We start from the raw sequence: 24,651 nt of genomic DNA on the forward strand, positions 1-24,651 counted from the left end.
AAGATATAATAAGAAAACCGGTGGAAAAATATGGAAGACGTCTTTTAAAATAATAGTATAAAATTTTAAAAGGGGAGTGTTTTTATGACATTAGATGAACTTTATGAAATATTTATTGAAGATAAAAAAATTGATATTATACAGGCAACTGTTGAAACTATTGAAAATAGATATGTTGTTATTTCACGATATTTTGGAAAAAGTAATATATCAAATATAAATAAAATAGCTATAAGAAAGTATCAAAATTATTTATTAAATGAATGTAATTATAGTGTATCTCATGTAAATAATTTAATAGGTGTTTTGAAACAAATTTTTAACTTCGCATTGGAGAATGGTTATATAAAAACAAATACTATCGCTAGTGTAAGAATGATTAATAAAAGAGTTAAAATACCTAAAGAAAAGGTTATATGGAATTTAGAACAATTTTTAAAATTTAATGAATATATAAACAACACAACTGATAAAGTTATATTTAATATGCTTTTCTTTTTAGGAATAAGAAAGGGAGAATTATTATCGTTAAGGTGGAATGAAGTTTCTTTTGCTCAAAAGAATATTAAGATTATTTCTACAGCGAATAGAGAAAAGGGAAAGGGACAAGTTATTACACCACCTAAAACTGTTCATTCTAATCGAATTGTTGTTATGGATAAATTTTTGTGTGAATTAATTGAAGAATATTACATAGGTCAAAGAAAAATTTATGGAAAGGATATAAAACAAAAATTTGTTATTGGTGGTGATAAAATGATGAGTTTTACTTCTTTACAAAGATTATTAAAAAAATATTTAGCAAAAACTCAACTTCCTGAAATTACTTTGCATGGATTTCGTCACAGTCATGCGACTATGCTCGCGGATTTTTCGACGGATATCAAGGCTATAAGCGAAAGACTAGGGCATGAGAATATCGAAATCACTTTAAAAACATATATACACACAAATTCAAAAGCACAATTTAAGTTGACAAAAGAAATAGAAAGGAATGTGCAGAGTCATAACAAAAGCAAATTTATTGTATTGGTAGATAATATAAAAGAACTCTTAAGAAAAGAAATCACAGAAAATGAATGTACAGATATAGAAATGGATCAAATTGTAAATTTGTATAATTATGTACAAAAGGAAGTGATAAATATTTAAAATAGTATTGAATAAAAAACCGTCATATGGTATAATGTTATTAACAAATGAACGAAGATGAATGTAGTTGATAGAGTGGTGCAGAACTCATCAGCTGCACCAAATCTTTAAGAGTTGAAACCAACGATAGAATGTTGGCTTTTTATTTTAAATGAATAATATAGTCATGAGGTATTTTAAAAGGTAAAGTCAAATATGGAAACTCTCTGTGAGTTATGATAAAATAACAAGCAGTGATATTAAAAAATATAAAACTTGATATGGATAAAATAAATTAAGTTTATTTAGGGAGGATTTATATATGAATACTGAGATTATTAAAACAATGAGCATTGAACTTAATATTAGTGAAAAACAAATTGAAAATGTATTGTCTTTATTACAAGAGGGGGCTACTGTTCCTTTTATTGCACGTTATCGTAAAGAAAAGACGGATGGACTTAATGAAGATCAAATTAGAGAGATTTCTAAGGTTTATGAATATCAAATGAATCTTCAACAAAGAAAAGAAGATGTTATTCGTTTGATAGATGAAAAAGGAATGTTGACTGAAGATCTTAGAAATCAAATATTGAAGGCAGAGAAATTAAGTGAAGTTGAAGATTACTATCGACCATTTAAAGAAAAGAAAAAAACAAAAGCTTCTGTTGCAAAAGCTAAAGGATTAGAACCATTTGCTTTAGATATTTTAAAATTATCAAGACAATTTGATTTAGAGGCTGCTGCTCAAAAATATTTAAATGAAGAAGTATTAACCATTGAAGATGCCATCCAAGGGGCTAAAGACATTATTGCAGAACAAATAAGTGATGAACCTCGTTATCGTAAATATACAAAAGATATGATTTATAAAACAGGAATAATAACATCTTCTGTTAAAAAGAAAAACCCTGATGAAGATGGTATCTATGAGATGTATTATGATTATAATGAAAAGGTACAGTATATAGCTTCTCATCGTATTTTGGCTATGAATCGTGCTGAGAAAGAAAAGGTTTTGAATGTTTCAATAACAATTGATGAAGAAAAATTTGAAAACTATATATATAATGGAGTGATGAGAAAACGTGAATCTAATCTAAATGATTTCATTATGATATGTGTAAAAGATGCATTTAAGCGTTTGATTTACCCATCAGTAGAAAGAGAAGTCAGAAGTGAATTGACAGAAAAGGCTCAGGAACAAGCTTTAAAAGTCTTCTCTATTAATTTAGAAAAATTATTATTACAAGCACCTCTAAAAGATCGTTATGTATTAGGAGTAGACCCCGCTTTTAGAACAGGTTGTAAATTAGCAGCCATTGATCCAACTGGAAAGGTTTTAGATATAAATAAAGTTTTTATCACTTTGCCTAAAGCCGATTATACAAAAGATGAAAAAATTCTTCTTTCGATGATTCAAAAATATAGAATTGAAATTATAGCTATTGGAAATGGGACAGCAAGTCGTGAAACTGAAAGTTTTATTGCTGAATTTATTAAGAAGAATGCTTTAAATCTTCAATATGTTATTGTTTCTGAAGCTGGTGCTAGTGTTTATTCAGCGAGCGCAATTGCCAAAGAAGAATTTCCTACATATCAAGTTGAGGAGCGTTCTGCTGTTTCTATTGCTAGGCGACTTCAAGATCCGCTTGCGGAACTTGTCAAGATCGAGCCAAAAGCGATATCTGTTGGTCAATATCAGCATGATATGAATCAAAAGAAGTTGACTGAACAATTAGATTTCGTTGTTGAAAAAGTTGTCAATCAAGTTGGAGTTAATATTAATACAGCTTCACCATCATTATTACAATATGTTTCTGGTCTTTCTATGACTTTAGCAAAAAATATTGTCAAATATCGTGAAGAAAACGGTAAATTCACATCTCGTGATCAAATCAAAAAGGTTCATAAGCTTGGTGATAAAACCTATGAATTGGCAGTAGGATTTTTAAGAATTCTATCAGGGAATGAAAGATTTGATGAAACAAGTATTCACCCAGATAATTATCAAGATGCATCTCGTTTATTGCAATATCTTCATTTGACAAAAGAAGATATTGGAACACAACAGGCACAAGATGTGATTGTAAAAGTCAATAAAGAACAAGCTAAGACAGAATTAGGAATGGACACGTTTTTATTAGATGATCTTCTTGATGCTTTTGTATCTCCACATCGTTCTCCTCGTGATGAATACAATGCACCTATTTTAAGACAAGACGTCTTAAAAATAGATGATCTTAAAGTAGGCATGAAATTACAAGGAGTTGTAAGAAATGTTGTTGATTTTGGAGCATTTGTTGATATTGGTCTTAAAAATGATGGATTAGTTCATATATCTAAAATGTCAAAACAAAAAATTAAACATACTTTAGATGTCTGTAATGTTGGAGATATCTTAGATGTGTATGTTTATGACATAGATTTGAAAAAGAAACGTGTTGCATTATCTTTGATGGAGGTATAGACAATGGAATTTATTTATTATCCTAAATGTAGTACATGTCTTAAAGCTTTAAAACAATTACAAGCTAAGGAGTATCAAATTGTTAAAAGAGATATTGTTAAAGAAACACCAACAAAACAAGAATTATATAAATGGATATTGGATTATGGTCAAGGTATAAAACCTTTTTTCAATACATCAGGGATGGTTTATAGAGAATTGGCTTTGAAAGATAGATTACCTGATATGAGTATTGAGGAAGCAGTAGAATTATTGTCAAGCAATGGAATGCTAATAAAGAGACCTCTGTTAATTATGGAAAATCAAATTATAATTGGATATAAAAAGGAAATCTATGAGCAATTGTAGATTTCTTTTTGCTTTTAAGGTTGTGTTTTTTGCATTTGGGCTATATTTTATAGAGTTTGTAAAAGAAACTTGGTATACTGAAAACAAGTGAGGGGGAGATTAATGAAGATTTCGATTGAGGAAGTCAAGGAGTGCGAAGAGGTGGAAATTATTATTCGCTGTCCTATTCAAAATCAAGATATTAATAAAATTATTGAACTTTTAGAACATGATAGCATAAAACTTCAATGTAAGAAAGAACGAGATATCTATCAAGTCAATATAGTTGATATATATTATATTGAAACAATTGATGAAAAGACATTTGCTTATAGTCGTGATGATGTTTATGAAGTTTCTAAAAAACTTTATGAATTAGAAAAGAAACTAAATTCCCATGGTTTTATTCGAATTAGTAAATCATGTCTCTTGAATTTAGAATATTTGGACCATATTAGAGCTTTGCTTAATGGAAAATATGAAGCCACACTTCTAAACCAGGAAAAGTTAATTATCAGTAGAAAATATATAACTGATTTTAAAAAGGCATTTGAGGGATAGGAGGTGTATGATGAAAAGATTAAAGTATGTTTTAACAATTATGAGCACATCTTTTATGTTGGTTGTTTTATTAAATGCAATTTTAATGAGTCTTGAATATACAGGAGAATGGGCTTCTTTATCAGTAAGGAGTATTTTTCAGATATTTGTAACATGTCTTTTTATTGCAGTAGTTATTACTTATGGTGAATCAATAACTATTTTACGAGAGCATTTTGCAATAACGAGTTATGTTATTATGATGTCTTCTGTATTTATTATTAAATTTCTTTTTCATAAGCAATTTGAATTATGGAATGTAATAGCAGAAGCTACTTTGTTAACAATTGTCTTTGGTGGAGTTTGGTTTGCTATTTACTGTGTTCATGGTTGTGAAGCACAGAGAATTAACCAAATTATCAAAGAAAATCGGAAAAGAAACTTAAAGTAGCGTAACTGCAACTGAGAATGTATAGCGTGCAACGAATAGGTTTGGTAGTATAGTGACGACAAGGAGGAGTCAAAATGAATAATGTTATAGAGATTAAGAATTTAACAAAACGTTATGGTGATCTGGTTGCTTTAGATCATTTTAACTTAACAGTCAAAGAAGGGGAAATTTTAGGGTTGTTAGGACCCAATGGGAGTGGGAAGTCAACTTGTATTAATACCATTCTTTCTTTATTAAATTTTGATGAAGGAAGTATTCGTATTTTTAATAAGGAAATGAGTCCAAGTGCATATGATATCAAATCTAAAATTGGAGTTGTATTTCAAGATGTTGCTGTATTTGAAGAACTCAATGTCAAAGAAAATATTGATTATTTTTGTGGTTTATACATTAAGGATAAAGCAATCAGACAACAATATGTGGAAGATGCTATTGCATTGGTAGGATTAGAAGAATTTAAGAAATTTAAACCTAAACAATTAAGCGGGGGATTATTACGAAGATTAAATATTGCATGTGGGATTGCACATAAACCTCATTTGATTTTTCTTGATGAACCTACTGTTGCAGTAGATCCACAGAGCCGTAATCACATTTTAGAAGGGATTAAAATATTAAATGAGAATGGAGCAACTATTGTTTATACTACTCATTACATGGAGGAAGTTGAACAATTATGTCATGAAATTGTTATTATGGATAAGGGAAAGGTCATTGCTCATGGAACCAATGATGACCTAAAAAATCAAATTCAACTTGGAGAGAGAGTCACACTTGTGGTTGAAAAAGATGAAATTGATTTGATTGAAGAATTACGTCAGAATCCGGAAATATTAAGTGTTGAACAAATCCAAAATACAATTCATATTTCTTACTGTACCAAAGAAAATAATTTAGGAAAATTGATTGATGTCTTAAGGGAACATCATATTCAATATAATAGTGTTTTTAGTGAAAGACCAACACTTAATGATGTCTTTTTAGAATTGACAGGAAAAGAGTTAAGGGATTAAGCGATGCATAGTTTTATTTATCAGGCAAAACTGCTTTTTAGAGACAGAACAATGATGTTCTGGACATTCTTATTTCCCTTAATTCTTGCAACCTTCTTTAATTTGGCATTTTCAAAATTAAATTCAAGTGAAGGATTCGAACCATCGAAACTGGCTGTTGTTGAAGTCAAAGAAAACAAGGAATTAAAATCATTATTAAATGAATTATCTAAAGAAACTGATGATCAATTATTAGATGTTCAATATGTTTCTTTAACACAGGCACAACAGTTATTGTCTGATGAAGACATTGATGGGTATTTAACAATTGATAATACATTAAAAATATCAGTAAAAGAAAATGGGATTGCTCAAACGATTATTCAAAGTGTTATTGATAGTTATCAGCAAACGACACATACAATGAATTCGATTGCTAAAGAAAATCCTCAAGCATTAGTACAAATTATTCAAGAAGATTTGAATATGAATCAAGATTATTTTGAAAGTCGTCAAATGTCTTCTTTAGATGTTACGGTGATTTACTTTTATACTTTAATAGGAATGACTTGTATGTATGGTGGTTTCTGGGGATTAAAGGTATCCACTAATATAGAGGCAAACCTTTCTCGACAAGGAACACGTATACAGGTTGCCCCTGTTTCCAAAGTTAAAATGATTTTAACAGGAAATATAGCTGCATTTATTATGCAATATCTTGCAATGTTATTGCTTTTAGGATATTTAACACTAGGACTAAATATTGCTTTTGGAGATCAAATTGGGTATATTCTCCTATTAATGGCAGTAGGAAGTTATGTAGGAATTACACTTGGTAATTTAATTGGCAATTTATTTAAATGTTCAGAGAATACAAAGATATCTATATTAACATCAGCATCACTTTTTTGTTCTTTCTTATCAGGAATGATGGTGATTGATTTAAAATATATTATTCAGGAAAATGTACCTATTTTAGGGTATATCAATCCTGTTAGTGTGATTACTGATGCACTTTATGCTTTGTATTACTATCCAACATATGAGCGCTTCTTGCTAAATGTTTCAATATTAGCTGTTATGGGAGTTATTCTTACAATGATTTCAGTTCTTTTATCAAGGAGGAAAAAATATGATAGTCTTTAAAAATTATTTGAAGGTCGCAAAATCTTTTCTTCCAATTATTATAGTATATACACTTATATTTGTTGGAATAGCTACTATATCTTCAACGAGTGGTGCTCAAAATACTGATGCTTTTGAAGCGAGTGAATCACGCATAGCATTTATAAATCACGATCAAGAATCATCATTTATAAATTCCTTTCAAAAATATATTAAAGAGAATGCTGAGTATGTTAATATTCAGGATAGTGATGAGGAACTTAGAGATGCATTGTTCTTTAGAAAAGTTGATTATATTATGATCATTCCTAAAGGATTCACTGATGATTTTTTAAACAATAAAGATGTGAAAATTGAAACAATGGAAGTGCCAGATTCATATAATTCTATGTATTCTAAGACTTTGATGAATAAATATTTAAATACTGCTAAACTTTATTTAAAGGCAGATATAGCAGATGATAAATTGACTCAATATGTGAGTAGAGATTTAAATATTCATACTGACGTTGATTTCCATAATGTTGTTGTTGATAACAACATTGCAAAAGCGACCACTTTCTATAATTTTGCAAATTATACGTTGCTGGCAATTATTATTGTTGTTGTCTCAATGGTGATGATTTCTTTTAATGAAGAAAAAATTCGTCGTAGAAATTTGGTGTCATCAATTTCATATCAGAGTTTTAATCGTCAACTTCTATTAGGAAATATTATCACATCCATAGGAGTATGGTCATTATATGTGATAGCAAGTTTTGCATTATATGGAGCAACAATGTTAACCAATGCAGGACTATTGCTGATATTAAATTCTTTTGTTTTGGTTATCTTTATACTTGTCTTTAGTTTCTTCCTGACGACTGTTACACATAATCGTGAATTGGTAAGCGGAATATCAACGGTTGTTGGGTTAGGAACGAGTTTCATTGCAGGGGCATTTGTTCCCCAAGAGTTTTTAGCACCATTTGTTTTAAATATTGCTAAGTTGACACCATCTTACTGGTTTATTGATGGCAATAATAAAATTGCTAGTTTGTCTGGCTATTCTTGGACTGAGTTACAGCCAATCATAATGAATATGGCAATAATATTAGGGTTTGCAGTCTTATTTTATATCTTAATTCAATTGGTAAGTCGTTTAAAATTAAAGAAATCTTAAGAGCATGAAAATGCTCTTTTCTTTTTAAATTATATTCTCAAATGTATGATTATAAGATATACTATATTTATATGAGTATAAGGAGATGAATGCATGAAAGAAATAAAACAAGTAATTGAAGAAATAAAAAAAGCAGTTGTTGGTAAAGATGAAATCATTGAAAAAATTATCATGACGTTATTGGCACGAGGCCATATTTTATTAGAAGATATACCTGGAGTGGGAAAAACAAATTTAGCATTAGCACTATCTAAGAGTATGACACTAGATTATCATCGTGTTCAATTAACAACAGATGTCTTGCCCAGTGATATTGTTGGTTTTACGATGTATAATCCTCAAAAAAACACTTTTGAATATAAGGAAGGTATAGCATTTTGTCATTTGCTGCTAGCTGATGAAATTAATCGTACTTCTAGTAAAACACAAGCTGCATTACTTGAGTTAATGGAAGAAGGGAAGATGACTGTTGATGGAAATACATATGTTTTACCAGAACCATTCTTTGTGATTGCAACACAAAATCCTTTTGGTTCTGCTGGAACACAGTTGTTGCCAGATTCACAGTTGGATCGTTTTATGGTTAGATTGAATTTGGGATATCCTAGTATTACTGATGAAGTTGAAATTATGAAAAATCGTCAGATAAGTAATCCGCTAGATACGATTCAAGCAATAATAACACCTCAAATGATGACAACTTTTCAAAAACAGGTTGATCAGGTTTTCATAAGTGATGAAATATACTACTATATTGTTGCTATTGTTGATGCGACAAGACACAATGAATATATTGAACAGGGAGCTAGTCCACGTGGCTCATTAGCAACTATGAAGGTTGCCAAGGCATGTGCTTTTATGCATGATAGAGATTATGTTATTCCATCAGATGTAAAAGACGTTGTACATATGGTACTTGCCCATCGCATCATTTTAAATTATGATGCAAAAATGAAGGAAATGTCAGCTTATAGTTTGTTAGATGATATTCTTGATCACATTCGAGAGCCAGGTATTGAATAATGTATAAAGGACTTATGAAGTATCTTTGTGTCTTGATATTTCTATATGGGGTATGGAGCTTACTGTTAGGTTATTTTTTGTTTTTGTTATTTGCATTGGGTGTCTTGCTCTTCTTTTTTTCTGTGATAGTGAGTTACAAAAGTATGAGAATGACGGATGTCATTGTAACATGTCATCGTTCTATTCTAGAGCGACATGAAAATCTTTATATGACATTTACAAGAGTGGATAAGAGTTTGTTCCATTGTGGTTCATTGATTGTTGATTATAGTGTTATTGATAGTTTAGGAAAAGTCATCTATCGTCGCAAACAGAAAATCTATGATCAACTCGCCATGGATGCTTTAACAATTGATGACTGTGGTTATTATTATGTTCAAATCCATCATATTTATTGCTTTGATTTGCTTGGTTGTATTCATTTCAAAAGAAGCTCAAATCAACATGCTTACTTCTATGTCTTTCCATCATTGATACCTATAGATATGCAATTAGAAAATACTGTTGGATTTACACAAGAGTCTACTGAATATTCGCCTTATCAGTCAGGTGAAGATTATTTGGAAATTTTTGATTTACGTCCATATCATGAACATGATTCATTGAGACATATTCACTGGAAAGCTTCTTTGAAAAAAGATGAGTTATTTGTAAAAATAGGAAGTCAACCTATTGTTAAAAAAATACTATTGGCTGTTGAACTTCATCACATGAGAGAAGATAATCAAGCTTTGGATAGGTTTTATTCACTCTGTTCTTTATTATTGAAAAGACAAGTTCATTTTGAAATTTTATGTCCTCAATCACATACTGAGGGGATGGTACCAGAACTGATTTTAAATCAAGAACATTTGCGAGAATGTATGAAAAGAATATTGAAAGATATGAGTTTAAAATATCAAAGTGCTTTAGCACAAAATCATGATTATCTGAGTGTCTTTGTTGTCTCTAGTCAAGGAATTGAGGTGTATGAAAAATGAAAAACTTGATTTTAAAGTTACCTCAAAAACAGTGTAACATCTGCTTAGACTTTGTGATTATTATTTTGGGCGTTGTTGGTTTAAGTGGAGGGTTAGGTTATTCTTTGTATTTTCCTGAAGAGTTTGTATCAGGATTATTTCTACTCATTATTTTCTCAGGTATTGTGTATTTGACGATGCTAAAAAGTTATAAATCTGGTTTTTTATGTGTTATTATTGGATGGATTGTTTGTTTTGTTTTAAGTTATACATCTTACCAATTTGAAAGTGTTATTGATCAATTAAAAGTAGTCATTAAGTTTGATTATTTTTTACGGTTTGATGAATTGTTTAAAAATGCTCAATTAGTAGGTGGTATTGTTCCGATATTATTCTACCTTATGATTGGCATTCCCATTGTTTATTTAGTTGTTTCAACTGTTACACAGAAGAAACTTACTTATATCAAATTACTGTTATGTTTATTTATATTTCTTTTTCCAGTATTTATAAAACATCAGTTGAATAGTATAACAAGTTATTGTGTTATTGGTTTTCTGATATATGAATTGTTATTTAGTGCAATATTGAAACATCAAAAACAACAACAACCTATTTTAAAAATATGTTTTCTTCTTTTTTTATCTTTTATTCTCATTTTTTCAAGTATAAATTTAGAATCAAATCCAATTTTTAGACAAAGTTCAACATCAGTGTCGACTCAAATAACCAATTGGTTTGATGGGTTCTTTGGAGATAGTCATAATGGAACTGGGTTAAGTCCCTCAATTAATGGTGGTCTGCCAACAGGAGATATTACACTTAGTCATAGTATAGCTTTAACTGTACAATCTTCTGAACCATTCTCTTCTTATTTAAGAGGATATTCTCTGGCGCATTATGAAAATAATAAATGGCAACCTGTTATTAAAAATTTTGAAGATTCTAGATCTGTGACTCTATATACAAATTATATAAAAGAACAATATACAGATGTAATTTTTCAACAAGTTAAAGTGACTCCAAAAAAATCAACAAGTTATCAGTTAGTTCCATATTTTGCTGATACACAAAATGAAATTATTGCTGATTCGTATTTTAAAAGAACGGATGAATTTTTTGATGTTTTCGCATATGATATAGAATCTTTAAAAACACTGAATAGTTTTCCTCGTGAACAATACTTGGATTATCAGCAATATGTCGAGGATGAATACTTGAATGTCCCAGATCAACTTAGGGAGAATTTAAATCAATTTATTGATTCAAATTTAGAAGATAATGGTTATCTTACGAGAAAAGATTTAACCAATTATTCAAATCCTATAGAAATAGCAAATCAAGTTCAATATATGTTGCAAAAGCAAACAACATATTCATTAAAGACAGGAGAATTGCCTGCTGGAGCAGATTTTGTTGAAAATTTCTTATTTCAAACAAAGAAAGGGAGTTGTACACATTTTGCAACAACGGGAGCTTTATTGTTACGCTGCCTGGGAATTCCATCACGTTATGTCAGCGGATTTGTCATGAAATCTAGTGATTTTAAAGATGGTGTAGCTGAAATTCGTAATAATCGTTCGCATGCATGGATAGAAATATACTATGATGGAATTGGATGGATACCGATAGATATGACACCAACAGATTCATCCTCTGGCGTGGATTCATTAGGTACAATGCTTGATAATTTAACAGATGACAGCCAAGAGACACCTCAAGCAACGAATCCTAACACTGAGCAGCCACCAAATCAAGATCAGCCTGATACTCAAACGCCTATAGAGACACCAGATTCCGATATATTAGAAACACAGGAACCTCTTTGGTACCAGGGTATTTTGGGATATAGTGATTATATAATAAGAGGATTTATTTTTTTAGCAATTGTTTTCCTTTATAGATTGGTTTCAACAAAAGCATTTAAGCTCAAATTGAGGCATAAATCATCAAATCAAAAAATCATTCTTTATTATCAAAGAATGAAACGTATCTCTCGTTATGGAGGATATATTCAGGATGATATTGAAATGTTGGCATATAAGGCGAAATTCTCAACCCATACAATAAGTGATGAAGAATTAAAAGAGGTTGAAGAATATTATTCTTTATTCTCACACCAAATATATAAGACTCTGCCATTTTATAGGAAAATTTGTTTTAAATTTATATTAGGTTATTTATAAAGAAGAGATATCTTTACAAAAATAAGGAGTATTGGTGAAGCAAATAGGTCATGTGATTAGAGAATGAATATTGTTGTGAAAAATATATTTGAAGTCTTCCATTGAAAATCAGGGTTATTCCTGATTTTTTTATTATAGAAAGCAATGATATTGAAATAAAAAAAGAGGTTGAACCTCTTAATTGTTTTTTAAATGATTTATGTTTGCATATTGTGGAACACCATTTTCATATGTAATTGCAATCTCGCCTTGTATTAATGGATAAAGATAATTGTAAAGGTCTTGCGTGATATCATTATGATCTTCATTAATCCATTCAACAGGAATACGCTGTTCAAGATTGGCAATTGAAGTCACATCTTTAAAATCACATTCTATAGTATAGGGGTTATTGCTGGTACGATTGAAGACCATCATAACACTTGTTTCTCCAGCCATAGATGTTTTCACCGCATAACGTCCGATTTCAAATGATTCATCTAAATCAACAGCTGATGCAATATGCATTGCGCATCTTTGTAAAACATTTAATTCAATACTTCTTACCTTGCATTTAAATTCTTGATAGACCATAGATTCTAATACTTTTCCTGTGCCCGAATGAAGAATATGACCAAAAGCATCACGCTTTGCATATTTTGAATCTGAGTCTAAGAATTCACCGTTTTCATTTCTAATTCCTTCACTTACAGCAATAATAACACTTCTCTTTTTTTTGAACACTGCATGAATATCTTCTAAAAAGGCTTTCTTGCTAAAGGGAACTTCTGGTAAGTAAATGAGGTCAGGTGCATCGCTATATGCTGTTCTTGCAAGTGCACTTGCGGCAGTTAACCATCCAGCGTTTCTTCCCATAATTTCGACGATAGTGACAGCGTTGAGTTTGTAGATAGAGCTGTCATAAGCTATTTCTAACATAGAGGTTGCAACATATTTTGCTGCTGATCCAAATCCTGGTGTATGGTCAGTTCCCATAAGGTCGTTATCAATAGTTTTTGGGATGCCAATAAAACGAATATGAGAATCAATAGTTTTCGCATATGTTGATAGTTTAGCAACTGTATCCATTGAATCATTTCCACCAATATAATAAAAATCAGTGATTTCTAATTCATTAAATAATTGAAATAACAATTGATATGTTTGTGGATCTTCTTGAAACTCTGGCAATTTATAGCGACATGATCCAAGATACATAGCAGGAGAATGCTTAAGATGGTTTAAATCTTCAGTGCTTTTAAAGATTTCAAGTAAATCCATATATTTATTTTCTAATAAACCTTTGACTCCATTAATCATCCCATAAACATGAGCAAATTGTTGAGTATCAATACATTCTGCAATAATCCCAGCTAATGAAGCATTAATAGCAGTTGTTGGACCACCTGATTGTCCAATAAAACAGTTTCTTTTTTTCATGAATGAACTCCTTTGTCTTTATTCTTCAATATTCTATCATTTTTTTTATGGAAAAAAAAGTCTATTTTTGTGATTACGTGCTTTTCAAATGAAAATGAACTAGTAGTTTTGTGAACATATGGATATATTTGGGAGTTAGCATATACTTCCCAGTGATTTTAAATAAATTGATATGGAAATTCACAAGAGAAAAGAGTATACTATAGATATATAGGAGGAAAGAAAATTATGTCTAAAAAGTATTTATCTATGGATGGAAATACTGCAGCTGCGCACGTGGCCTATGCATTTAGTGAAGTTGCAAGTATCTATCCAATTACCCCATCTTCTCCAATGGCAGAAAACGCTGAGGCTTGGGCTGCTCAAGGGATGAAGAATATTTTTGGGTCTTCTGTAAATGTTATTGAAATGCAATCAGAAGCGGGAGCAGCAGGGGCTGTTCATGGAGCTTTACAAGGTGGTGCTTTAGCAACAACTTTTACTGCTTCACAAGGTTTGTTATTAATGATTCCAAACCTTTATAAAATTCAAGGTGAATTGTTACCTGGTGTATTCCATGTGGCTGCAAGAGCACTTGCAACACGTGCGTTAAATATTTTTGGTGATCATCAAGACGTATATGCTTGTCGTCAAGTTGGTGCCCCTATGATTTGTTCTCATAGTGTTCAAGAAGTTATGGATTTAGGTGGAATTGCTCACTTAACAGCAATTAAAGCAAGTGTACCAGTTATTCATTTCTTTGATGGTTTTAGAACATCTCATGAAATTCAAAAAGTAGAAGTTATGGATTATGAAGTTCTAGATAGTTTATTAGATAAAGAAGCATTAAAGAAATTTAAAGACAATGCATTGAATCCACACACAAATCCTATTGAACGTGGTGGGGCTGAAAATGATGATATCTACTTCCAGGGTAGAGAAGCTCAAAATAAACATTATGATGCTGTTGTAGAAATTGCTGCTGATTATATGAAAAAGATTTCTGAAATTACTGGTAGAGAATATGCTCCATTTACATATTATGGAGCACCAGATGCAGATAGAGTTATCGTTGCAATGGGATCAGTAACAGAAACTGTAAAAGAAACAATTGATGAAATGATGAAAAATGGAGAAAAGGTTGGTTTAATCAAAGTTCACTTATATAGACCATTCTCTCCAAAATATTTATTAGATGTTTTACCAGAAACAGTTAAGAAAATTGCTGTTTTAGACCGTACGAAAGAAATCGGATCAACTGGTGAACCATTATACTTAGATGTTGTTGCTGTTTTAAAAGATAAAGATATCAATATCATTGGTGGTCGTTATGGTATGGGTTCTAAAGATACAACACCTCGTCAAATTAAAGGTGTTTATGATCATTTATTAGAAACTGATCCATTTAATTCATTTACAATTGGTATTCATGATGATGTCACTCATTTGTCATTAAAAGAAGATGATGAATTTACTGTTGATGCTGATTACACATCTTGTTTATTCTATGGATTAGGATCTGATGGTACGGTATCTGCTAATAAATCTTCTATTAAGATTATTGGGGACCATACTGATTTATATTCACAAGCTTATTTTGCTTATGATAGTAAAAAAGCAGGTGGAGCAACTCGTTCTAACTTAAGATTTGGACATACTCCAATTCGTGCAACTTATTATGTTAATAATGCTGATTTTATTTCATGTTCATTAGATAACTATGTTGTCAAATTCGATATGTTGAAGAATTTGAAAAAGGGTGGAACATTCTTATTAAATACTGAATTTGATGAAAAAGAAGTTGTTGATTATTTACCAAATCGTTTGAAAAAACAATTGGCAGATAAGAATGCTAAATTCTTTATCATTAATGCAAATAAATTGGCAAGTGAAATTGGTATGGGAAGAAGAACAAATACAATTCTTCAATCTGCTTTCTTTGCATTAAATCCACAAATTTTACCAATTGAGAAATCTGTTGAATATATGAAAGCAATGGCTAAGAAAACATATGGTAAAAAAGGTGACGCTATTGTTGAATTAAACTATAAAGCAATCGATGCTGGAAAAGATGCAATTGTAGAAGTTCCTGTATCTGCTGATTGGGCTAATTTAACAGTTAATGAGACACGTCAACGTACTGGTGATGATCATTTCGATAACTTTGTATCACCAATCAATTCATTAGATGGTTACGATTTACCAGTATCTGCTTTCATGGATAAGTTAGATGGTTCTATGCAATCAGGTGTTGCTTTAAAAGAAAAACGTGCAATTGCAGTTGAAGTTCCTCGCTGGGAAAAAGAAAACTGTATCCAATGTAATAACTGTGTTATGGTTTGTCCACATGCAACAATTCGTGCATTCTTATTAAATGATGAAGAAATGAATGCATTACCAGAAGATATCCATGATGATGTCTTAAAACCAATTGGTAAGAATGTTGATGGTTTGGCATACCGTATCCAAGTTTCACCTGATAATTGTGTTGGATGTGGTCTTTGTGTCACTGAATGTCCAGGTAAAGCAGGAAAGAAAGCTTTAACTATGGTACCAGTAAAAGAAGAATTGGATCATGCGCCATTAGCTGATTATATGTATACAAAAGTATCTTATAAGGCTGATCGTTATCCATTAACTACTGTTAAAGGTGTTGGTTTCATGAGACCATACTTTGAAGTTTCTGGAGCTTGTGGTGGATGTGGTGAAACTCCATATTACCGTTTGGCTTCTCAATTATTTGGTAAAGATATGAGAATTGCTAATGCAACAGGATGTAGTTCAATCTATTCAGGATCTACACCATCAACTCCATGTACAGTTGATGAAAATGGTCAAGGACCTGCATGGGCTAACTCATTATTTGAAGATAATGCTGAATATGGTTTTGGTATGAAACTAGCTGAAAACTATATGGCTAAACATATTTTAGAAATCATTAGAGATAACAAAGCAAATTGTGAACCTGAACTTCAAGAAGTATTAACTCAATATGAAGGTGTGAAAGGTCAACGTGAAGAAGAAAGAAAATTATACGATCAATTAGTATCATTACTTGAAACTTCAAAATGTGAAGGAATCAAACCTTTATTAGATATGAAAGGTGAATTGGTTACAAAATCACAATGGATTATCGGTGGAGATGGTTGGGCATACGACATCGGATACGGTGGAGTTGACCATGTTTTAGCAAGTGATCAAAATGTTAATATCTTAGTGCTTGATACAGAAGTTTACTCTAATACAGGAGGACAATCTTCTAAATCTTCACAAGCTGGTTCAATTGCAAAATTCACTGCTGGAGGTAAATCAGCTTCTAAGAAAGATTTGGCTCAAATTGCTATGGCATATGGACATGTTTATGTAGCTCAAATTTCTATGGGGGCTAATCCAATGCAAACAATTAAAGCTATGAAAGAAGCAGAAGCTTATGATGGACCATCATTAATTATCGCTTATGCTCCATGTATTGAGCATGGTATTAAAGGTGGTTTAGCAAATCATCAAATTGAACAAAAACGTGCTGTTGAATGTGGTTACTTCAACTTATTCAGATATGATCCACGTTTAGAAGATCAAGAAAAGAATCCATTACAAATTGATTCTAAAGAACCTGATTTTACTAAGTTCAAAGATTTCTTATTAAATGAAAACAGATTTGCAATGTTAGCTAAAGTGAATCCTGAACATGCTGAAGCATTAATGACAAAATGTGAAAAAGATGCTAAAAAACGTCGTGCACGTTTAGATCGTATGGTTTCAGAATAATCAAATAGGGAAAGGCATATTTCAATAAGTAAATATGTCTTTTTTATTTGATTGATATATATATTTCATTATAAAAAAGTAGTTTTTTCGATAGTTATTCATGATTTTTGTGTCTAAATCATTTTCTTAATATAAATATTACATTTTCTTAACGTATTAAGATTTTACGTGTAGAAAAAAATTTTAGATAATAAGAGTATAGAAAAGCAACAAAAATGTAGTTTTTCTACAAGGAGGAAATTATGGAAGACACAATACAGTTTCAAATTCAAACTGTTTATAATCAGTTACGTCCATCAGAAAAAAAGGTTGCTGATTATATTCTGAATTATAATAATAGTATTGAAACATTATCAATGTCACTTATTGAAAAAGAAGTTGGTGTTTCACAACCAACTATTATGCGCTTTGTTAAAGCGATTGGATATAAGGGATTTAAACAGTTGAAATATCATTTAATAAAGTCAAATGAAACTCATACTCATTTTCTTTATGGTTTTGATATTACACAATTGAGTAAAATTCAGGATATTCCATCTTTAATGATTGCAACAACAATTCAAATGCTTGAAGATACATTAAAATCAATTTCTGTCGATTCTTTTGAGAAAGCAGTAAGGATGTTACATAATGCACAGCATATTAGCATTTATGCTGTTGAAAACTCAGCTAGTGTTGCTGTTGATTTGATGACAAAACTGTTATATTTAGGGAAAGATGTACACTATTATAACGATTATTATTTACAAAATATTAATGCTCAAAATCTTAGTCAAGATGATATAGCCATTGGTATTTCTTATTCAGGTAATTCTGTCAATACAATTGAAACATTGAAATTAGCACATAAGAGTCAAGCTCATACAATAACAATCAGTAATTTTGAGAATGCATTGATTCATCAATATGGTGACGTTTCCTTATATACAAGTCAAAAACAATATTTATATGGGGATGCCATTTATTCACGAACAACACAAACAAGTATTATTGATATGCTATATGTTGGAATCCTATTCTGCGATTACCAAAAATACACAAAAAAATTAGATACATATAGTCAACTTATTAAAAAAAGAGGATTCCAAAAAGAAGACCAAAAGATGTAGAGAAACTACATCTATGGTCTTTTTGACTTTACAAATCCTTAACAAACTCTTAAAGAAATATGTGTAGAAAAATATTTAAGAACTTGGCATAATGCAAGTGTCAATAAGGACAGGAGGAAAAAAATGTTAAAACTAGAACATATACAAAAATCATTTGATGGGGTTCATATTCTTAATGATTTATCATTAGAAATACCTAATGGCGAGATTGTATCCATTTTAGGACCATCAGGGAGTGGGAAAACAACTTTACTAAATCTTATTCTTGGTATTACTGAAATAGATGAGGGACGCATTCTTTTTAATGAACAGGATATGACACATGTTCCAATGGAACAACGAGGGTTTAATATTGTTTTTCAAGACTATGCATTATTTCCAAATCTCACTGCTTTTGAAAATATAACATATGGTTTAAAAAACAAACCACAAATTTCATCACCAGAAGAAGTTCAGGAACTTGTTCATTTATTAGGATTAGAAAAACATTTAGAGAAACGTATTGATCAATTATCTGGGGGACAAAAACAGCGTGTGGCCTTGGCTAGAACACTGGTTATGAAACCTAAAATTTTATTATTAGATGAACCATTAAGTGCATTAGATGGTGTTATAAAGGAATCTATTAAAGAAAGAATTAAGATGATTGCTAAAGAATATAACTTAACAACAATCATTGTTACACATGATCCAGAAGAAGCCTTGACATTATCAGATCGTGTCTTAATTATTAATGAAGGTCAAATTTCTCAATATGGAAAACCAGAAGATATTATGAATCAGCCAAGTTGTGATTTTGTACAAGACTTTATTTTAAATCAATTGGAAATCAAAAGAAGAAATATCTTTGCGCTGTTTCATCCTATGCAAGAACAAATGGTATAAATATGAAAAAGAACTTTGAAATCAAAGCAATCTACTGGTTTATTATTGTTCTCTTTGCTTGTTTCCTTGTTCTTCCACTTGGCTCATTACTTATACAATCTTTTCAGAGTCAAGGAAACTTCTCCTTTGCAAATTACATTCAGGTTATTGGTGAAAAAGGATTTTTAACAGCATTACAAAATAGTTTCCTTGTCTCAGGATTAAGTGCGTTGATCACAACATTTTTAGCTTTTATGATGGCTTATGCTATTCATTATACCAATATTCCTCTTCTCTTAAAAAAGTTTATGAAGAATATGACAATGCTTCCTATGTTGTTGCCAACAATCACTTATGGATTTGCGATTATATATTCATTTGGAAAACAGGGATTATGGACAAAAGTCTTTGGTCATCAGCTCTTTGATATTTATGGCATAAGTGGTTTATTACTGGGATATGTTATTTATACACTTCCTATTGCCTTTATGCTTATTCATAATGCTATGGAATATATTGACAAAAAGTTTATTATTGTTTCTAAGTTGATGGATGATAACTCATTCAAAACTTTTGTCATAACACTCTTAAAACCTATGTTAGGGACTTTGGCAGCAGCTTTTATTCAGGCTTTCTTTCTGAGTTTTACTGATTTTGGGATTCCAGCATCAGTAGGCGGACAGTTTGAAGTGGTTGCGAGTGTCTTATATAATCAAATGTTAGGAAGTATTCCTAACTTTGCCAATGGTGCAGTTGTTGCAATGATTATGTTATTGCCATCAGTCTTAAGTATTGCATTGCTTCATTACTTAGAAAGGTATAACATTCGCTATAACAAAATTTCAACAATTGAATTTAAGAAAAATGCTTTGAGAGACGTTTTCTGGAGTTTGATTGGACTGATGATCAATGTATTTGTATTGGCTATATTCATGGTTATTTTCATTGTTCCATTTATTCAAATGTGGCCTTACGATATGTCATTAACGTTGAATCATGTAGAAGCTGTCTTAATGGAGCCCGCGCTTATAGGGGTTATAGAAAATTCGCTGATTGTTGCTATTTTGACAGCAATCACTGGAACACTTGTAGTTTATGGAGCTGCTTTGGCTGTTGCCAGAAGTTCTATTCATCCTAAATTGAAGAAAGTGATTGAAACAATTGCTTTGGTTACAAATACAGTTCCAGGAATGGTTATTGGTATTGCTTATTTATTGATATTTTCAGGATCACCCATTCAAAATACTTTTGTCATTATCATTGTTTGCAATATTGTTCATTTTTTCTCATCACCCTATTTAATGATGAAGAATTCGTTAATGAAAATGAATGCCGGCTATGAAACAACAGCAAGATTAATGGGTGATAGTTGGTTCAAGACTATTCTGAGAGTTGTTACACCCAATGCATTATCATCTCTTTTAGAAGTTTTTAGCTATTATTTTATTAATGCTATGGTGACAGTCAGTGCAGTTATCTTTATTGCTGGAGCAAGAACAATGGTTATGACAACAAAAATCAAGGAACTTCAACACTTTGCAAAATTCAATGAAATCTTTGTGTTATCAATCTTTATTTTCATCATTAATTTTATTGCAAAAGGATTGTTCTATTATTTCACACATCGAAAGAAAAGGGAGAAAACAAAATGAAATCAAAATTATTAAAAGGGACATTAGCTTCTGCACTTTTATGTGCAACATTATTGACAGGGTGTCAGTCAGCTACAAATCAGGTGGTTATTTATTCTAATGCGGATGATGAGGCTGTTACAGCAATGAAAAATGCTTTAGATAAAAATGGTTATGAAGGTCAATATTTATTTCAAACTTTTGGAACAAGTGAATTAGGAGGGAAACTATTAGCTGAAGGAACAAATATTGAAGCTGATTTGGTCACAATGAGTTCTTTCTATTTAGAGAGTGCACAAGACCAAAATGATATGTTTGTTGATTTGGATTTTGATACAAAATCAATAGAAGAGTATCCAAATTTTTATGCACCAATCACTTCACAAGAAGGGGCAATTATTGTCAATACTGAAGAGTTAAAAACAAATCAATTAACTGCTCCAAAAAGTATGAAAGATTTAGCAAAACCAGAATATAAAGATATGATATCTGTGACTGATATTTCATCTTCATCAACAGCGTGGTTACTGATTCAAGGCATTGTGAGTGAATATGGTGAAGAGGGAGCAAAGGATATTTTAAAAGGTATCTACAGTAACGCAGGAGCACATATTGAAGAATCTGGCTCAGGACCTATTAAAAAAGTTAGAACTGGAGAAGTTGCGATTGGATTTGGTTTAAGACACCAAGCAGTCAGAGATAAAACATCAGGATTACCAATTGATTATATTGATCCAACTGAAGGGAATTTTAGTTTGACTGAGTCAGTTGCAGTTGTTAATAAAAAAGGAAGTGACCATCAAAAATTAGCAATGAAGATGGCTCAATGTATTATAGATCATGGCAGAAAAGAATTATTAGAAACTTATCCAAATCCATTATATGATGGAGAAACATCTTCATCAGCATATAAATCTGCCTATCCAAAAGTTTTTAAAGAAAAATTAACAGCTGATTTATTAAAGAAACATCAACAATTATCAGAAGAATGCAAGGAGAAATAAGAATGAAGAACTATAAGTTATTAACACCAGGACCTTTAACGACAACATCTACAGTGAAACAGGAAATGTTATTTGATCATTGTACATGGGATGATGACTATAAAAAAATCACTTTAAAAATAAGAAAGCAACTCTTACAATTAGCACATGTTTCTCAAGATGATTATACAGTTGTTTTGATGCAGGGAAGTGGAACTTTTGGAGTAGAATCGGTTATCACAAGTGTGGTTGGCGATGATGAAAAACTCTTGATTATAGCTAATGGAGCATATGGTGATAGAATGAGGGATATTTGTGAACATGCACATGTTGCATATGAATTTATATCATTTGCTGAGAACGAAAGTCCAGATGCAAAGAAAGTGATTCAAATATTAGGAGAAGATTCTTCGATTACACATGTTGCTATGGTGCATAGCGAAACAACATCAGGCATTTTAAATAACATTGAAAGTGTTGCGAAAGTTGTGAAAGAACATCAAAAAGTCTTTATTGTTGATGCTATGAGTAGTTTTGGTGGCGTTGATATAGAAGTTGGAAAATTAGGCATTGATTTTCTCATTAGTAGTGCAAATAAATGTATTCAGGGTGTTCCAGGATTTTCATTTATTATTGCAAATAAACAATTGTTAATAGAAAGTCAAGGTAAGGCAAGAAGTTTATCATTGGATTTGTATGATCAATGGAAAACAATGGAAAAAGATGGGAAATGGCGTTTTACTTCACCAACTCATGTTGTTCTTGCTTTCTCAAAGGCTCTTGAAGAATTGTTAGCAGAAGGTGGCATTGCAGCCAGATCAAAACGTTATTATAACAACAATCGTTTATTAATTCAAAAAATGGCTGAGATGGGTATGGCAAGTTATGTTGATATTGAATATCAGGGACCAATTATTACAACTTTCTACTACCCGGAAAACAAACAGTTTGCTTTTCCTGATATGTATCGATATATTAAAAAAAGAGGATATGCCATTTATCCTGGGAAGTTAACAACAGCAGAAACTTTTAGAATTGGAAATATTGGAGAAATCTATGAAGAAGATATCTTAAACCTATGTGATATTATTCGTGATTTCTTAGCGGAGGTATAGCGAATGAAAATAGAGGCAGTGATTTTTGATTGGGCAGGAACAACAGTTGATTATGGTTGTTTTGCACCAGTGCAGGCATTTCATGATGCTTTTGAGGCTTATGGATTGCATCCAACTTTTGATGAAATTAGACAACCTATGGGGATGTTAAAGATTGATCATATCAAAACAATGTTAGAGATGGATTCATTAAAAAAAGAATTTCAAGATGTTTATCAGCGTTCATATACTGATGAAGATGTTCATCATATTTATGATATTTTTGAAAAAGCATTAATGGAAGGGATAACACAACACACAAGAATCAAACCATACGTCGTGGAGACAGTCCAAAAATTACGTACAAAAGGACTAAAGATTGGATCGACAACTGGTTATACTGATATGATGATGGAACCTGTTTTAAAGAGTGCAAAAGAACAAGGTTATGAACCAGATTGCTGGTGTTCACCTGATGCAACTGAACATTTTGGTCGTCCATATCCTTATATGATATTTAAGAATATGATGAACTTACATTTAACGAGTGTTCATCATATAATCAAGGTTGGAGATACTGTATCAGATATCAAAGAAGCAGTCAATGCAGGTGTTTATGCCATTGGTGTCATAGAAGGAAGTTCTTTAATGGGGTATAGCGAAGAAGAATATCAGTTGTTGAGTCCGGATGAAAAGATGATGGCTATCACAAAAACTAAACAGATATATGTTGATAATGGAGCTAATGCTGTTATTATGAATTTGAATGAATTACCTGAACTTATTGAAAAATTAGAAACTGAATAAGAGATCAAAAGGCCTTGATTGGCCTTTTTTGAGTATAGATATTATAATTATATAATGAAAATTTTTATAAAGAAAAAACGGTTTATCTTTATAGATGAAGTTGCATATTGTATTGAAATATGCAACTAAATATGGTATACTTTAGAAAAATCATCTTGTTGCATGGGTATATAATTTATAAGATTATAGGGTATCACCATAAAATAGCTGTCTTATATAAATATTTGCTGCAATAGTAGGGATATTCTTGGGAGGAAATCATGAAAATTGAAAGTGTTATACATAATGATATAATTATTGCAGTTGTATCAAGTGATACAGTTATTATTAAAGATGTTCAGGATGCATTAGATTTTGCTATGTCAGTTCAATATGAAACCAATGCTGAAAGGATTATTCTCAATCAAGAAGCCTTATCTGATGATTTTTATCATTTAAAAACAAGATTAGCAGGAGAAATTCTTCAAAAGTTTGTTAATTATCATATTAAGGTTGCTATCTATGGTGATTTTAGACAGTATATGAGTCAGTCATTTCATGATTTTGTTTATGAATCTAACCATGGAAAGAATTTTTTCTTTGTAGGTACAAAAGAAGAAGCATTATATCAGTTGATAAATGTAGTATAGGA

20 protein-coding genes are annotated in these 24,651 nt (G+C 31.0%); 19 read left to right on the plus strand and 1 reads right to left on the minus strand.

From position 1 onward, the window contains the following. The first annotated feature begins 84 nt into the window (after window positions 1–84). The 11 genes from AC5M21_RS02900 to AC5M21_RS02950 all read left to right on the plus strand — a co-directional run bounded on the left by AC5M21_RS02900 (window position 85) and on the right by AC5M21_RS02950 (window position 12,366). The gene (locus tag AC5M21_RS02900) at window positions 85–1,152 is read left to right on the plus strand and encodes a tyrosine-type recombinase/integrase (RefSeq protein WP_160340864.1); all 1,068 of its coding nucleotides are present in this window, start codon (window positions 85–87) and stop codon (window positions 1,150–1,152) included. Between the two features lie 301 nt (window positions 1,153–1,453). After that, on the plus strand, window positions 1,454–3,601 hold the full coding sequence (locus AC5M21_RS02905) for a Tex family protein (protein ID WP_054325575.1): 2,148 nt from the start codon (window positions 1,454–1,456) through the stop codon (window positions 3,599–3,601). 3 nt (window positions 3,602–3,604) lie between these two features. Continuing rightward, window positions 3,605–3,949, plus strand: a complete 345-nt coding sequence (locus AC5M21_RS02910; protein ID WP_008789443.1) for an arsenate reductase family protein — start codon at window positions 3,605–3,607, stop codon at window positions 3,947–3,949. Between the two features lie 102 nt (window positions 3,950–4,051). Beyond that, window positions 4,052–4,489: a LytTR family DNA-binding domain-containing protein gene (locus AC5M21_RS02915; protein WP_008789444.1), complete on the plus strand. Its 438-nt coding sequence runs from the start codon at window positions 4,052–4,054 to the stop codon at window positions 4,487–4,489. 10 nt (window positions 4,490–4,499) lie between these two features. After that, entirely contained in the window at window positions 4,500–4,919 is a 420-nt protein-coding gene (locus AC5M21_RS02920; RefSeq protein WP_008789445.1) for a hypothetical protein, read from the plus strand. 74 nt (window positions 4,920–4,993) lie between these two features. Next, complete coding sequence (locus AC5M21_RS02925) at window positions 4,994–5,932, plus strand: ABC transporter ATP-binding protein (RefSeq protein ID WP_008789446.1); 939 nt, start codon at window positions 4,994–4,996, stop codon at window positions 5,930–5,932. Window positions 5,933–5,935: 3 nt separating this feature from the next. After that, window positions 5,936–7,057: an ABC transporter permease gene (locus tag AC5M21_RS02930; protein WP_008789447.1), complete on the plus strand. Its 1,122-nt coding sequence runs from the start codon at window positions 5,936–5,938 to the stop codon at window positions 7,055–7,057. Continuing rightward, a complete protein-coding gene (locus tag AC5M21_RS02935) occupies window positions 7,044–8,198 on the plus strand; it encodes an ABC transporter permease (RefSeq protein ID WP_117598762.1) in 1,155 nt (384 codons plus the stop codon). The genes AC5M21_RS02930 and AC5M21_RS02935 overlap by 14 nt, the downstream gene beginning before the upstream one ends. A 93-nt stretch (window positions 8,199–8,291) precedes the next feature. Beyond that, on the plus strand, window positions 8,292–9,221 hold the full coding sequence (locus AC5M21_RS02940; RefSeq protein WP_054689198.1) for an AAA family ATPase: 930 nt from the start codon (window positions 8,292–8,294) through the stop codon (window positions 9,219–9,221). 143 nt (window positions 9,222–9,364) lie between these two features. Further along, the gene (locus tag AC5M21_RS02945; RefSeq protein ID WP_236916466.1) at window positions 9,365–10,201 is read left to right on the plus strand and encodes a DUF58 domain-containing protein; all 837 of its coding nucleotides are present in this window, start codon (window positions 9,365–9,367) and stop codon (window positions 10,199–10,201) included. After that, the gene (locus AC5M21_RS02950) at window positions 10,198–12,366 is read left to right on the plus strand and encodes a transglutaminase-like domain-containing protein (protein ID WP_117768903.1); all 2,169 of its coding nucleotides are present in this window, start codon (window positions 10,198–10,200) and stop codon (window positions 12,364–12,366) included. The genes AC5M21_RS02945 and AC5M21_RS02950 overlap by 4 nt, the downstream gene beginning before the upstream one ends. A gap of 177 nt (window positions 12,367–12,543) precedes the next feature. Here the strand turns inward: AC5M21_RS02950 and AC5M21_RS02955 are convergent, their stop codons facing one another. Continuing rightward, window positions 12,544–13,785 (minus strand): 6-phosphofructokinase, encoded by a 1,242-nt coding sequence (locus AC5M21_RS02955; protein WP_117598764.1) that lies wholly within the window; start codon window positions 13,783–13,785, stop codon window positions 12,544–12,546. 228 nt (window positions 13,786–14,013) lie between these two features. On the opposite strand from AC5M21_RS02955, the gene nifJ reads away from it, so the two are divergent. The 8 genes from nifJ to AC5M21_RS02995 all read left to right on the plus strand — a co-directional run bounded on the left by nifJ (window position 14,014) and on the right by AC5M21_RS02995 (window position 24,649). Then, window positions 14,014–17,532: a pyruvate:ferredoxin (flavodoxin) oxidoreductase gene (gene nifJ / locus AC5M21_RS02960; protein ID WP_117768902.1), complete on the plus strand. Its 3,519-nt coding sequence runs from the start codon at window positions 14,014–14,016 to the stop codon at window positions 17,530–17,532. Window positions 17,533–17,774: 242 nt separating this feature from the next. Continuing rightward, on the plus strand, window positions 17,775–18,641 hold the full coding sequence (locus tag AC5M21_RS02965; protein ID WP_008789454.1) for a MurR/RpiR family transcriptional regulator: 867 nt from the start codon (window positions 17,775–17,777) through the stop codon (window positions 18,639–18,641). A 123-nt stretch (window positions 18,642–18,764) separates the two neighbouring features. After that, entirely contained in the window at window positions 18,765–19,526 is a 762-nt protein-coding gene (locus tag AC5M21_RS02970) for an ABC transporter ATP-binding protein (RefSeq protein ID WP_008789455.1), read from the plus strand. A 2-nt stretch (window positions 19,527–19,528) separates the two neighbouring features. Next, a complete protein-coding gene (locus AC5M21_RS02975) occupies window positions 19,529–21,157 on the plus strand; it encodes an ABC transporter permease subunit (protein ID WP_008789456.1) in 1,629 nt (542 codons plus the stop codon). Then, window positions 21,154–22,140 carry an extracellular solute-binding protein gene (locus tag AC5M21_RS02980; protein ID WP_008789457.1) on the plus strand — a complete coding sequence of 329 codons (987 nt, stop codon included), beginning with the start codon at window positions 21,154–21,156 and terminating at the stop codon, window positions 22,138–22,140. Before AC5M21_RS02975 ends, AC5M21_RS02980 begins: the two co-directional genes overlap by 4 nt. 2 nt (window positions 22,141–22,142) lie before the next feature. After that, window positions 22,143–23,234 (plus strand): 2-aminoethylphosphonate--pyruvate transaminase, encoded by a 1,092-nt coding sequence (gene phnW / locus AC5M21_RS02985; protein ID WP_017143710.1) that lies wholly within the window; start codon window positions 22,143–22,145, stop codon window positions 23,232–23,234. 3 nt (window positions 23,235–23,237) lie between these two features. After that, a complete protein-coding gene (gene phnX, locus AC5M21_RS02990; protein ID WP_008789459.1) occupies window positions 23,238–24,020 on the plus strand; it encodes a phosphonoacetaldehyde hydrolase in 783 nt (260 codons plus the stop codon). 260 nt (window positions 24,021–24,280) lie between these two features. Further along, window positions 24,281–24,649, plus strand: coding sequence for a DUF4180 domain-containing protein (locus AC5M21_RS02995; RefSeq protein ID WP_008789460.1), 369 nt, complete (start codon window positions 24,281–24,283; stop codon window positions 24,647–24,649). Window positions 24,650–24,651: the final 2 nt, after the last annotated feature.

It is taken from the genome of Coprobacillus sp. (assembly GCF_984815275.1).